General features: G+C 67.3%; 15 protein-coding genes. All 15 read left to right on the top strand.

Annotated features, from left to right (window positions below):
• The first annotated feature begins 727 nt into the window (after window positions 1–727).
• Window positions 728–1,027: a hypothetical protein gene (locus DFP74_RS02690; RefSeq protein WP_121180248.1), complete on the top strand. Its 300-nt coding sequence runs from the start codon at window positions 728–730 to the stop codon at window positions 1,025–1,027.
• A 22-nt stretch (window positions 1,028–1,049) separates the two neighbouring features.
• A complete protein-coding gene (locus DFP74_RS33425) occupies window positions 1,050–1,214 on the top strand; it encodes a hypothetical protein (protein ID WP_158612955.1) in 165 nt (54 codons plus the stop codon).
• A gap of 129 nt (window positions 1,215–1,343) precedes the next feature.
• The gene (locus DFP74_RS02685) at window positions 1,344–1,964 is read left to right on the top strand and encodes a hypothetical protein (RefSeq protein WP_147453807.1); all 621 of its coding nucleotides are present in this window, start codon (window positions 1,344–1,346) and stop codon (window positions 1,962–1,964) included.
• Window positions 1,965–2,077: 113 nt separating this feature from the next.
• On the top strand, window positions 2,078–2,701 hold the full coding sequence (locus DFP74_RS02680) for a hypothetical protein (protein WP_147453806.1): 624 nt from the start codon (window positions 2,078–2,080) through the stop codon (window positions 2,699–2,701).
• 106 nt (window positions 2,702–2,807) lie between these two features.
• Entirely contained in the window at window positions 2,808–3,464 is a 657-nt protein-coding gene (locus DFP74_RS02675; RefSeq protein ID WP_147453805.1) for a hypothetical protein, read from the top strand.
• 79 nt (window positions 3,465–3,543) lie between these two features.
• Window positions 3,544–4,317 (top strand): winged helix-turn-helix domain-containing protein, encoded by a 774-nt coding sequence (locus tag DFP74_RS02670; RefSeq protein WP_121180244.1) that lies wholly within the window; start codon window positions 3,544–3,546, stop codon window positions 4,315–4,317.
• A gap of 75 nt (window positions 4,318–4,392) precedes the next feature.
• Window positions 4,393–4,761, top strand: coding sequence for a hypothetical protein (locus DFP74_RS02665; RefSeq protein ID WP_121180243.1), 369 nt, complete (start codon window positions 4,393–4,395; stop codon window positions 4,759–4,761).
• A 167-nt stretch (window positions 4,762–4,928) separates the two neighbouring features.
• Complete coding sequence (locus DFP74_RS02660; RefSeq protein ID WP_233570769.1) at window positions 4,929–5,675, top strand: hypothetical protein; 747 nt, start codon at window positions 4,929–4,931, stop codon at window positions 5,673–5,675.
• Window positions 5,672–6,628, top strand: a complete 957-nt coding sequence (locus DFP74_RS02655; RefSeq protein ID WP_233570768.1) for a TRM11 family methyltransferase — start codon at window positions 5,672–5,674, stop codon at window positions 6,626–6,628. The genes DFP74_RS02660 and DFP74_RS02655 overlap by 4 nt, the downstream gene beginning before the upstream one ends.
• Window positions 6,625–7,041 (top strand): hypothetical protein, encoded by a 417-nt coding sequence (locus DFP74_RS02650; RefSeq protein ID WP_199725454.1) that lies wholly within the window; start codon window positions 6,625–6,627, stop codon window positions 7,039–7,041. Before DFP74_RS02655 ends, DFP74_RS02650 begins: the two co-directional genes overlap by 4 nt.
• Before the next feature lie 342 nt (window positions 7,042–7,383).
• Window positions 7,384–7,653, top strand: a complete 270-nt coding sequence (locus tag DFP74_RS02645) for a helix-turn-helix domain-containing protein (protein WP_121187984.1) — start codon at window positions 7,384–7,386, stop codon at window positions 7,651–7,653.
• Window positions 7,654–9,141 (top strand): site-specific integrase, encoded by a 1,488-nt coding sequence (locus DFP74_RS02640; RefSeq protein ID WP_121180241.1) that lies wholly within the window; start codon window positions 7,654–7,656, stop codon window positions 9,139–9,141.
• A 316-nt stretch (window positions 9,142–9,457) separates the two neighbouring features.
• A complete protein-coding gene (locus DFP74_RS02635) occupies window positions 9,458–10,057 on the top strand; it encodes a hypothetical protein (protein WP_147453804.1) in 600 nt (199 codons plus the stop codon).
• Complete coding sequence (locus DFP74_RS02630; RefSeq protein WP_121180239.1) at window positions 10,026–11,624, top strand: hypothetical protein; 1,599 nt, start codon at window positions 10,026–10,028, stop codon at window positions 11,622–11,624. Before DFP74_RS02635 ends, DFP74_RS02630 begins: the two co-directional genes overlap by 32 nt.
• 163 nt (window positions 11,625–11,787) lie before the next feature.
• Window positions 11,788–12,894 carry a DUF4238 domain-containing protein gene (locus tag DFP74_RS02625; protein ID WP_121180238.1) on the top strand — a complete coding sequence of 369 codons (1,107 nt, stop codon included), beginning with the start codon at window positions 11,788–11,790 and terminating at the stop codon, window positions 12,892–12,894.
• Window positions 12,895–12,915 lie beyond the last annotated feature (21 nt).

The following is a 12,915-nucleotide window of genomic DNA, read 5'->3' as shown; positions in this document are numbered from 1 at the left end:
CAAGGGCCGTTACCCGGGCCGAGGGGTGGGCCGATTTTAGCTGGCCCACCACACCGGGGTAATCATCGCAGGTCGGAGGCCATCTGAGTGGGCCGATGGCCGTCCAGACTTATACCCAGTGGGTAGTCATCTTCACGTAGGGGGCGGGCGGCCCCCTCCCCGTCAGCGGGTCGGCCTACCGGCCGACCCGCCCCCTTGTCTCCGGCCTACGGCCTCCCTCCTCCCCTCCCTCCCCTCTTCCCTAAGTTTTTCTCTCTCCTCATTAATTCTTCCTATATAACGTTCCAGTGGGCTGTGGTGATCACCCAGATCAGTTCCGCTGATGGAAATCATGATCGCCCAGCCCGGCCTCGACCATGCCTGCGGCCGGCCCCACGCGCGTGCGCGCGCGAGCGCGGTTCCACTCCATGCCGGGCGTCCGGCGAAAAGATTCTCTGAAAAACCCGCGACACGGTTTGACAACCCCGACTCGACCAAGTTGCTATTGGGGTGTTCCCGGAACGGCAGCACGGTTCCGGGGCGGGGCGGGGAATTCTTCCGCGACACGAGTTGACAAACCCGTGCCACCCAAGTTCACCTTGGGCCCCGCCCCGGAAACTGGCACCGTTCACAGGGCGGGCGGAAAAAGGTTCACGGCGCGAGTTGACAAACACACGCCGACCAAGTGAACCTCGGACCGCCAACGAGAAAGAACCGGTCATTCTAGGGGGTTATCGAATTGCGTACGATGCGTGCCATTGCGGTGATAGCGGGGCGGGTATTCGCCCGACCGAAGCCGCCAACTGAGGCCGAGATCGCGGACCGGGCACGGGCCCGACACGCCCAGGAGCTGGCTACCGCCTACGAGAAGGCGATCGCCCAGGAGCTGGCCGCGCGGGGCAGGGCGGTGCACCTGTACCGCACCGAGGGCGAAAGCCAGGCGTCGCGGCGTGCGGTCAGGGAGCACACCAGTGCCGAACGGTACCGGGAGGACATGGGGACCACGCTGTTCCAACTCCGGGCCCACCGCACGATCACCATCCGCTGACACCACACGAAGGAGGACACCGATGATGTGCCCGCACTGTGAGGAACTCGTACAGGACATCGAACCCGAGGGGTGGATCGTCCCGATCGGCCACACCCCGGCCTACAGCCACCTCGACGGTACCGAGCTGTGCTGCGAGATGACCTCGAAGGGGTACCGACCGGCCGAGCCGGTTCCGGCCACCTAGTGCGGCCGGTCCGAAGGTTGCACCCTCCGGACCGGCCCCACCGCAACACCCGCGCTCATCCGGAGCGAATTTCCACACCCGTCTCGGGTGGGCGCGGGCCCAACACCACCAAAGAAATTGGAGTGTGCTGTGCGCACGAGTATGCCCTACACGCCACCGATCGTCATCACGACTGAGGACATCGCAGCCCTGCGCGAGCGGGGACCGGGTGCCTGCCTGACCTGGCACGAGGACACCGCCGCTATCGAAGCGGTCACTCCCCGCGAGGCGCTCGACCCCAGGCGCATGATCATCGCCTCGCACCGGGGGCTGGGCGAGGTAGCCGACCAGTACACCGAGGACGGACGCCAGGCCACCGAGGACGACCTCGCCTGCGACCTGACCGACATCGCCTCGGACTACGCGCTCGACTGGCCCCTGATCCGCACGATGAACCTCATGTGCCAGGACCTGCGCAGCCAGCTCGCCGACACCTGCGCCTACCTCGCGGCCCCGCCCATCTACGAAAACCCCTCGCTCGGGGCGCCCCGGATGACGGATCACTACCGCCTCACCGGCGGGCAGCGCATCGCCCACGTCACGGTCACCTGGGCCTTCGCCCACCCCACCCGGATCCGAACGCGCGACCCGATCGATGACAGGCGCGCGTTCGCGGACCTGACCCTGGTCACCGGCGGGATGCTCACCCACCGGGCGATCTCGGACCTGATCGCGGGCACGGTCTGGCAGACCCTCGACCAGAGCCACTAGCGCGACGCGCCTGACCGGGTCGCCCCGCCATGCGGGGCGGGGCGACCCCACCACCCAACAGCCACTTTCGCGCCGAGCGCTGTGTTCGGCGCGCCCTAAGAAGGGAACCCGTTGTGAGCACCCGTACGATGCGCGACCGCTTCGCCGATGAGGAAACCACTCCGGACATGCTCCGCAAGCTCCACGCGGCCGGTCCCGGCAACCTGATCACGGCCAGCCTGAACCGCAACACCCTCCAGGTCACCCGCTCCCGCGACCTGCCCCCGGGCAACCGGGCCTGCGTCATCATCTACGGCCACGGCGACCTCATCCACGACCTGGCCTGCTACGACGGCGACTGGAACGAGGTGGCCGACGCCGTCACCGACACCACCTGGGACTGCCTGGACGGATGGGCCTCCGCCGCCATGCGCCTGACCCCCCTCCAGCGCGCCCTGCGCGACGACATGCGCGTGCACCGCATGGACCTGGACCGCCGCCCCGTCTACAAGCGCACCCTCGACAGCCGCCTGGAGGTCAGCGACACCTACGCCTGGCGCACCGATACGACCATCACCTTCACCACCCGCACCACACCCGCCCGCGAAGGCACGGGCAACGCCCACCTGGCCCTGACCATGCACCACCAGGGCCAACCCGTCCGGGCCTGGAACAGCCGACTGGTCCGCACCGAGACGGCCCGGGTCGTACGCGAGGCACCCGACCGCGCCCGCGCCTACCTGGCCGCCCTGCCCTAACCGAGCCACCCCGGGGCTGCCCCGCACGGGGCGGGGCAGCCCCCCACCACTCACACACCTTCGCGCCGAGCGCTGTGCTCGGCGCGCCCACAGAAAGGGACTCACCGTGAACAACCCTGCGCCCAACGAGACCGCCCCTGCTGTGTCGGACTGGTTCATGTCCCGCGAGATCACCGGCCGGATGCTGCGCACCCTGGACCGGATCGGACCCGGCGGCCTCATCGTCGCCGACCTGCTCGAGCGGGAGTTCCGGGTCATCCACGCCCGCACCCTGACCCCGGCCACCCACACCCGCTTCATCGTCTTCGGCTACGACGACCTCGCCCATACCCTGCCCGCCTTCACCTCCGGCGACGGGGAGCTGGACCAGGAGGGCTTGGTCGCGGCCGTTGACTGCACCGTCTGGGAGGGCATGGACCAGCGGGTCGAGGACATCGCGCACACCAGCCACGTCATCACCTGCCTGCGCGAACACATGCAGCGCCACGGGTTCGACCTCAACGGCGCACCCGAATACCACGACGTCGCGGGACGGCGCACGGTCACCGACTTCTACGCCCACCGCACGCACCCGCACCTGGCGGTCAACATCAAGGCGCCCAGCACCGACACCAGGGCCGGGTACTCGGTCGTGCGCCTCTACGACCACAACCGCCACGTCACCGGCTGGCCGTGCAGGATCCCGAACCAGTTCGAAGGTGCCCGCGTGGCTCATCGCGTGCGCACCGACGCCGACGCCTACCTGCGCCGCACCCGCCCCTGACCACCGCCCGACTGGGTCGCCTCGCCACCGGGGCGGGGCGACCCCCGCCACCCACCGCTACTCGAAGGGACCACTCCTCATGACCACGAACACCACCGCGCGCCGCTCGGCCGAGCACACCCGCCAGACCATCCTCACCGCCCTGGCCGCAACCCGCGCACCCCTCACCGTGACCGAGCTCGCCGACGCCGCAGGGCTGGGCAAGTCCACCCTGGCCAAGCACCTGCTCGCCCTGGAGAAGGACGGTCTCGCACGGCGCACCCCGGGCTGCCGCGACGGGCGGCGCCGCCTGCCCGACTCCTGGGCCTCCGCCGTCACCACTACCGACGAGGACGAGGCCCCGGCGACCGTGCCCGACCCCGACACGGCACCGGATGGTTCCGCCGGTACCCCTGAGGAAACCACCGGCACGGACCTGGGCCAGACCACGTCGGGCACCGTCACGGCCGACCCCGGCTCCGAGGACTGCAACAGCGGGGAAGCCGTGAACACTGCCCCCGGCAAGGCCGACACCGCCGCCTCACTCTCGGCCGTGACCGCCCCGAGCGCTGGGCCCGCACAGCCCGCCCTCGTCACGCAGGTGCGTGCCCAGCGGGTCGGGGAGCAGAAGACGGGCCTCAACCCGATCAGCGGGTCGGCACGGCTTGCACCGGGGGAACTGAAGCTCATGGTCAAGGCGATCCTCGACGCCGACCCGGGCGAGGAGTTCACCGCGACCGCGATCAGCCACATCCTCCAGGGCCGCTCCATCGGCGCAATCCAGAACAACCTCGCCCGCCTGTCCAAGGAGGAGCGGGCGGTGCAGACCAGCGACAAGCCCCGTCGCTACCAGTCCGTGCGGGCCGTGAACTAGCCCGACACACCACCGGGGGTGTGGGCCAACACCGGCCCACACCCCCACCTTCCAAATACCCTAGGGGAGTATTAGATGTTGAGTTTTGTGTGGCCCTGGACCGACCCGGGATGTGTGGGATGGGGGTACGCCCTGGTCCTGGCCTCGTTGTGTGTGATTGCGATCCTGGTCGGGGTCGTCAACCGCACCGCCCGGCTCCTTCAGACCTACTACGTCGAGGCCCGCTGGCCGGGGATCGTGCACCGCGAGGAGATGGGCCCGGGAACGATCTGCGGACCGTGCGGCCACCACCTCGCGGTCCACGATCGGGCCACGGGGCGCTGCTGCCACGGCACCCCGTTGGACCGCCTCGCGGTGGTCATCGCCCTGCCCATGCCCCTGCTGTTGCGGGACATGCTGCAGCAGGCGGGGTGCCCCTGCCGCCTCCAGGTCAAGCGCCCCTGACCCCAGCGTGTTGACCGGGTGAAGGCCCGGGACCCGCACCAGCGAACCGCTGGTGCGGGTCCCGGGCCTTCAGCTTCCTGTGAACTTTCTCGGCGGTCGATGTCGTATCGGCCCGTCGAGGTGTCTTTTTAGGGGGTCATCAGGGCGAGAAGAAAGAGGTGCACCTGATGACCCACGCACACCACGTGACCACCTCCACCGATCGGGGCAGGCCACCGCTGGCGGTGTGGCCCTGCGCACCGCACGCGGGCCAGGACACCGGCCCAGGGCAGGTTCCGCACCGGCTGGCCCGCCGGTTGGTGGACGAGTACACCCGCCCGGGGCAGGTGGTCGCGGACCTGACCGGCTCCGAGGGCCGCGTAGCGGCAGCGGCCCAGGCGTCGGGGTGCTCCAGCGAGGTCCTCACGCGCACGCTTCCCGGCCGGGCGGAGGGTTGCGCGACCACCAGCGGGGTGGCCTGGGCCGACCTGGCCGTGACCACGATCAGCGCCACGTGCCTGGCTGACCGCCAGGCGCGAGAGCGCAAGGTCCGGGGACGGATGCTGTTCGCCGCGACCATCACCCGACCGGGCGGCATCGTCGCCGTCATCACCCCCGTGGCGCACACCCCCACCCTCGAGGTGGTCGACCCGGCACCGGGGGTCGTACGGGCCGCCTCGTGCGCGGGGCTGGTCTACCTGCAGCACGTGATCGCGCTGACCGCCCCCGTCTGCGAAGCCGGACTCGGCGCCACGATCCGGGTACACGGAGACTTCGACCCCGTCCAGGAGGAGGTGGAGAACGCGTTGCCGGCCTCGGTCGCCGACGCGGCCGCGACGATCACCTCGCCCGCGCACCTTAACGTGTCGGTGTTCCGCCTTCCCAGGCGCGGCCGGCCGTCGGCCGCGGGCACGACCGGGGAGGTGGGCGCATGAGCAGTGACCACCACATGGGCGGGTTCGGCCACGACCACTCCGAAGATGCGCACATGCCTCGGGGCGCGGGCTGGTCGGTGTGGATGACCGGCCAGCAGCAGGCCCGCGCCCAGCGAGGTAACCGCTACAGCCGTCTGTCGGTGGAGCATCCCGCGAAGATGCTGCCCGAGATCGCCCGGCACGCCATCACCACCTACACCCGCCCGGGTGACGTGGTGCTGGATCCGATGTGCGGGATCGGCACCACCCTGGTCGAGGCCGTCCACCTGGGCCGGGAGGCGGTCGGGATCGAGCTGGAACCCAAGTGGGCGTCCATCGCCCGATTGAACCTCGACACCGCCGCGGTCCAGGGAGCGCTTGGGCACGGGCAGGTGCACACCGGGGAAGGTGCCGAGGTCGTCACCCGGTTGGCCACCTCGGCCTTGGCGGGGCGGGTGTCGCTGGTGTTGACCTCGCCGCCCTACGGATCCATGACCCACGGCCAGGTCCGCTCCCGCCGAGACGGGGCCCGGGCGGTGGAGAAGCACGCCCACACCTACTCACGCGACCGCGACCGGCGCACGTCCAATCTCGCCTACCAGAAGCCCGAGGTGCTGGCGGGTTCGTTCACCCGGATCATGGCCGCCTGCCGAGGACTGCTCGCCCCGGGCGGGGTGGTCGTGGTGACCACCCGCCCCTACCGGACCCAGGGCCGACTCGTGGACTTCCCCGGGCAGGTGGCCGAGGCGGGCCGGCGGGCCGGTTTGGTGCAGGTCGACCGGTGCGCCGCGCTGCTGTGCGCGGTGCGCGAGGGGGAGGTGGTCTCGCGCACCTCGTTCTTCCAGATGGTCGAGACCCGACGGTTGCGCAAGGAGGACAAGCCGGTGCACGTGATCCAGCATGAGGACGCGCTGGTGTTCACCAACCCCGGTCCATCCCAGGACAGCGCGAACACGGAAGGGGAAGCGGCATGAGTCAGCACGGCGGCGGCCGACCACACAACCGCGGGGACCACACCGCCCACCTCTACGAGCAGTCGACGAAGGCCGCCTTCTCCGATGCCGCGAGCCAGGACCTGCGGGCCCGGATCATCGGCGACATGAGGGCGCTCGCGGACTTCCTCGAGGCCCATCCGGAGCTGCCCATCAGCCCGCACACGAGCCTGGAGGTCACCTACTTTCCCAGGACCGATGACGACCGGGCGGCGTTCGCCGAGGTGGCCCAGGCCGGAGCCCTGCTGGGGCGGATGCCCGGGTGGGAGGGCGAGCACTACCTGGTCGAGCACCGCGCGGGGGCGGGCCGCTACCGGGCGGTGGCCATCCCGGAGCGAGCCCGCGCCCAGTACCGGGCGTGGTTGACCTACACCGGGCACGTCTGCCCGGACTGACCCACCCGCGATCCCGGGGCGGGTGGGTAGTCCCGCCCCGGGCGGTGCGGGGCGTTGTGGGGCGCTGTGATGCCCCGTGGCGGCCCCGCCGCCCCGGCCAGGCCCCGCCCGCCCAGCCGGGGCGCGCAGGGGTGACAGGGGCGGTTGGTAGCCCCGACCAGCGAAAACGACATAACACACCAAACGGGCGGCAGGGAAAAGGGGGAGCGTGAATCCGATGGGGGATCCGTCGAATCCGCTTGACCACCTCTACGAGGTCGAGCGTGGATGTGTGCTGCCCCGCCGAACGCGGGGCCGCGCACCGTATCCGTGCACGTCAACCATGGTGAGGAGGTGGACGAGATGGCAGTAGATTCTCCGGTCACTCTGGCCGAGGTCGGCTCGTTGCCAGTGGTGCTGGACCCGGTGGCGGCCGGGCGGATGCTCGGCCTGGGCCGCACCACCACCTACCGGCTCCTGCGCCAAGGGGCCTTCCCGGTCCCGGCTCACCGGGCCGGAAGATCATGGGTCATCCCCACCGCCGGGATGCTGGCCCACCTCGGCCTGCCCGCGGTCACGGGGTGCCAGGGGTGCGGGGCGCGCGAGAACACCGAGACGAAGGTGAGGTCGTAGATGGCTACGCGCGAGGGGTCGACCTACAAGCGGTGCATGTGCCGCAATTCCGAAACGGGTAGGGCGTATGGAGCATGCTGCCCGAAGCTCAAGCGCAAGGACGGGTCCTACAATCCCGGCCACGGGCACTGGGCCTTCCAGTACGAGCTACCGCGCACCACCGATGGCAAACGGCGCCAGGCACGCCGCATGGGAATGGCCTCGCAGGAGGAGGCGGCCAAGGACCTGGCCCAGGTCAAGGCGCTGCTGGAGGTCGCCGACGGTGACGCGGAGGTCGAGGTCCAGGTCGCGGACTTGATCCAGTGGGCACTGAAGGACCGTCAGCCCCTGCCCGATCTGGAGGAGGTCCGCAAGCGCGTCGGGGCGGGGGTGGACGCGCGCACCCAGACGCCCACGGTCGCCGTGTGGCTCGCCGCGTGGTTGAAGGGCAAGCCCGATCTCGCGGAGGGGACCCGGGCCTCCTACATGGGACACATCCGCAAATACCTGATCCCGCACCTGGGCAAGCGTCGCGTGGACCGGCTGCAGTCACGCCACATCGAGGCGATGTTCGACCGCATCGAGGAGGCCAACGTCCACATCCTGGAGTGCCGCGAGTCCGACGACACCAAGGTGAAGGCGTCGGTGCGCGGGCAGCGGGTGATCTCGCTGGCCACCAAGCACCGGATCCGCGCCACGTTGCGCAGCGCGTTGACGGACGCGGTGCGCAACCCGGAGGTCGCGGTGACGGTCAACGTCGCCTCCCACGCCAGGTTGCCGTCGTGTCCGAGGAAGAAGCCTTTGGCCTGGACCCCGGACCGGGTGCGCCAGTGGGAGAAGGACGGCACCGTGCCGGGCGAGGTCATGGTCTGGACGCCCGCCCAGACCCGCGCCTTCCTGGAACACGCGAGGAAGTACCGGTGGCTGTATCCGCTGTTCCACCTGATCGCCGCCAAGGGACTCCGACGTGGGGAAGCGGTGGGGTTGCCGTGGTCGAACACGAGGCTTACGGACGGGCAGGTCGACATCCGTGTCCAGGTGGTCCAGCTCGCCTGGGAGACGGTGACCTCGACGCCGAAGAGCACGGCGGGCCAGCGCACCATCACCCTGGATACCGACACGGTGAGGGTGTTGCGGGCCTGGAAGCGGTTTCAGAACGAGGAGCGCCTCAAGGCGGGAGAGGAGTGGGTGGACAGCGGGCTGGTGTTCACCCGCCAGGACGGGTCGGGGTGGCATCCGGCGCAGGTCAGTGACTGGTTTCTGCGCATCTCCCGGGCGGCTGGCCTGCCGCCGATCACGTTGCACGGGCTGCGTCACGGAGCTGCATCCCTCAGCCTGGCGGCGGGGACGGACGTGAAGGTGGTCTCGGCCGAGCTCGGTCACGCCACGACCCACTTCACTCAGGACACCTACCAGACCGTCTTCCCGGACGTCGCGAAAGCAGCGGCCGAGGCCACGGCGGCGCTCCTGCGGGGCGGGCCCGCTGTGGTGCGGACGCCGGTGCCGTAGCCGGACCGGCGAGCACACCAGGAGCCACACAGGCTCACCAGCCCCAGGCCATACAGCGGATTCAACCGCCCTGGCCTGGGGTTTCCTCGTTTTCAGGGCCTGCTGCCGACCGGATGAAAGGTCCCCTGGGCGGGTAGCCCTTGAAGGTTGACGCGGCGGGGATGGTCGTTCGAGTGCAGGCAGTGACGTCAGAGCTCTAAAACGACGGGAGATCCCCCGCCGAGTGAAGGCATCCAAAGAGCCGTTCAAAGGTTCAACAGCACAAGCTGTCGGTGCGCGTGGCTAGACTTCGTATAGACCATCTAGGGGGTGGACGGTGACCGAACCTGAAGTCTGGGTCTATCCGTCGGAATACGGTGCTGCCGCGCTGGCCTGGATGAACGACGCGGTCGACGTCTTGAGTCGTGAGCTTCACCCGATTCTTGCGTCGGTCGGTCGTGAGCGCATCGCCGACCTGCCCCGACCGGAAGAGCACGCATCGGAAACCGCAGAGCTTGCGTCACCATTGTTTCGGGTCATCGAGGCCAGTCACGTCATGACCACCGATGTTCAAGACACCCTGAGTGGGGATGTTGGTTCTTTTCTAGCGATGGTTTTCGAGCTTTCGGATACGTTTGGATCCCAGCTCGCGCAGGGCATGATGGACCACATCAGTGAGGTCTGCGACGCATCTGGTCAGACGATCGATGCTAAGGACAAAGATTTCATTGACGCGATGATAGATGCTCTCGAAACCATCGACATTCCTTTTGACGGGAACGGCGAGCACAACCTGTCGATAGCGTTGCATCCCGACACTGCGGAAAGTCTCCGAAACAAGCAAATGACGCCCGAGCAAGAAGCCCGCATCCAACAGGTCCTCGATCGCAGGCGGGAGGAGTGGCATGCTTCGCGCCGTCGTCTCGACCTTCCTTGAGACGCTGACGGAGCGCGAGTTCGATGCACCATTGCTTGCGCTCCTCTCCTCTCAGGGCTTCACCGACATCCATTTCATCCACGGCGGATTCGAGTTCGGGAAAGACGTCATCGCCAAGCGTCTCGACGTCGATGGTCAGACACTGAGGCAGTATTCTATCCAGTCCAAAGCTGGTGACCTCGGCCAACCAGACTGGAGAGCTGTCCGTCCACAATTGGAGGAATGCGAGTACAACACGCGTGCCCACCCGAGCTTCAACGCGGACCTGCCACGTGTCGCTGTGCTTGTGACGACTGGAACTTTGAAGGGCGGCGCCCCAGTCGACGCGCAGGAGTTCAAGGCCGCGTGCGCGAACCGCGGCCTAGCAGACTTCGAGGTCTGGGACCACAACACGATCGTGGACTGGCTCTCTCAGGATCCATCCCTGGGACTTACCGACCTCAGCGTTCAAGACGATCTGGTAGCTCTGCTTGGTTCGATAGCTCGACTGCAGGTGACCGAGCCGATGTTGGAACGCCACACTCGCTCATGGATCGAAGGAGATATCGCCAACAAGAGGCTTGCCCGAGCCTCGATCGAGACTGCGATGATTTGCCACGAACTTCGCAAGTCACAACGCCTGGACCTGGCGGCCCTTCTAGCGCTTCACCTTTACCGCGCCGCGTGGGAACCACCAGACACCGAGGTCGACGCCTTGCGCTCCACGACCTCCGACGCCGCACTGCGCCTGTTTACCTCGACAGCAACCGAACTTCTGGACCAGGTCGAGCCACTTCTTGATGATCCGAAGAAGCTGGCGCGCGCCGTCATGGACGTCGGGTACGTGTTCACCTATCCGGCCGTCTGTAGCCGACTGGTTGAGACTTTCAGTCTGCTGGTCCTCTCCAAACCACCGGCTGATCTTGCCGAACGTGCAACTGCTGCAGTAGCAACGCTGGCCGCGCACCACCCCGGAACTGTGCGCCCACCTTCGGACCAGTTCGCCGCTGCCGTCCTGCCTACCACCGTCGTGCTCGCTCGTACGGACGCTGAAGCGACCCGCACATTCCTCCGTAAGATTTCGCAGTGGCTGCTGGACAGCCATGACGTGAACAAGGACGGTCTTGGGCTCGGAGCAATTGACGAGGAGGAACGGACCCAGTTCGAGCGTCTTGTGGCGGGCAAGATGACCTTCACGTCAATCGATGTACGAAACTCCAGCTACCTGGCCTCAGTGGTCCTGGACGCCCTATTGATCGTGGATGCCGCGGAGCTCTACGATGCCGTACTCAAGAACATGGACGCGCTCCGAATCGTCGCGACAGGGTTTCGAACGGACGAAATGCGCGCCCGTTGGCGACGTGGCGGACCGAATGTGTACCTGCATCCGCGGATCGACTACGCTGCCTGGGTCGATCGGGCAACCATCAGCCGTCCTGTGGCAGGCACGGCTCTGCACTCAGTCCTACTGGCCTCCGTGACTCGAACTCGTCACTACGTCGGAGCGTTCAAGGAGCTCATCCGGGATACTGTTGAGGGTGCCTCAATAGAAGAAGGTACCGGACCGGCAGGTGGCGGAGGTGAATGAGCGGTCTGCAACTCGGCTATTCGCCCATTCCTGCGGGGCCAAGCCGTTCAACGCTAGGCTGCCTGTAGCGTCGGCCGCGACGGTGTCTGGCGCCACCAACATCACCAGCTGCACCGACACTGCCGGCAAAGCGAGGACATCGAGATAGAGACATGGACCTGGGATGAACGAGCCTGAGGGCACTGACGCGAAGACCAGCACCAACGACCACATCGTGCCCAGGATGTACCTGCGACGGTTCGCCATCGTCGAACGTTCCGGCGGCCCGCAAGTGTGTGCGGCCAGCATCAAGACGCCGGAAAAGCACTTCAAGGTCAATACACGGAACATCGGGGCAGAGAAGTCGTTCTACTGGGGCTCCGGTCCGGACGGCGTTCCCACACACGACATGGAAGCGTTCCTCACTGGCATCGAAGGGGAGGCAACGACCGCGTTCAGACGCATCCTCGACAAGGGCAAACTCCCGACCGACAATGCCTTCCCCGATCGTTGGCCCCCGACAACAGAGACACGAAGCGCCATCGCATGGTGGATCGCCGCCCAGCTCATTCGGACCGCACCACAACGCGAACGCCTCTGGCGCCTTCACGGCGACAACCCACTCGAGCCACCCCGGTCGCTACGCCGAGCAGACCTCCACCACGCCTACATCGTCCAAGCGGTCGCACCACTGGCCGCCCTCATCTACGCCCGACCGTGGGGTTTCGGCTTCACCAACCTGTGCCTCCTCACCTCCGACACACCGGTACAGGTCCTCAACGCCCGCACCGATGACGACCCGCTCGCCACCGCAGCGTATTGGGACATCTATGTGCCCCTAGACCCACACCGGTTCCTGTACCTGCCCGGTCAGATGCACGCTAGCCAACGGCGCCTGATGAGCGACCACCGCATCAGCCTCCCCGGCGGCCTCGCAATCCCCCTGAACCACGAAATCATCCAGACCGCCCACCGACACATCATCTGGCATCCACAACACGACCCACGGTCACGAATCAACCTGGAGGAAGCACAAGAAATCAGACGTTCCCATCGTGACCACGAGGGCACCGGGATGGTCCTGTACTATACGGCGCTCGACGACGGCTTCGGTATCGAACGACGCTGGCTCGACACCCACTCGTGGGAAGCTGATCAGCCCACCGAAACGACCGAAGACACCAACAGCTCAAAGACCGAAGCAGAGCTCACCGCTGTGGTCGAACAGATGTCAACCCAACTCGAAAATGCGAGGACCGATTTCGATAAGCGACAAGGGCCGTCGCGGTGAACGCTGGCCCACGCCTCTTTC

Source organism: Nocardiopsis sp. Huas11, assembly GCF_003634495.1.
Taxonomy (GTDB): Bacteria; Actinomycetota; Actinomycetes; order Streptosporangiales; family Streptosporangiaceae; genus Nocardiopsis.
The sequence above is the reverse complement of the archived record's forward strand: the minus strand, read 5'-3'. Positions and strand labels throughout refer to the sequence as shown.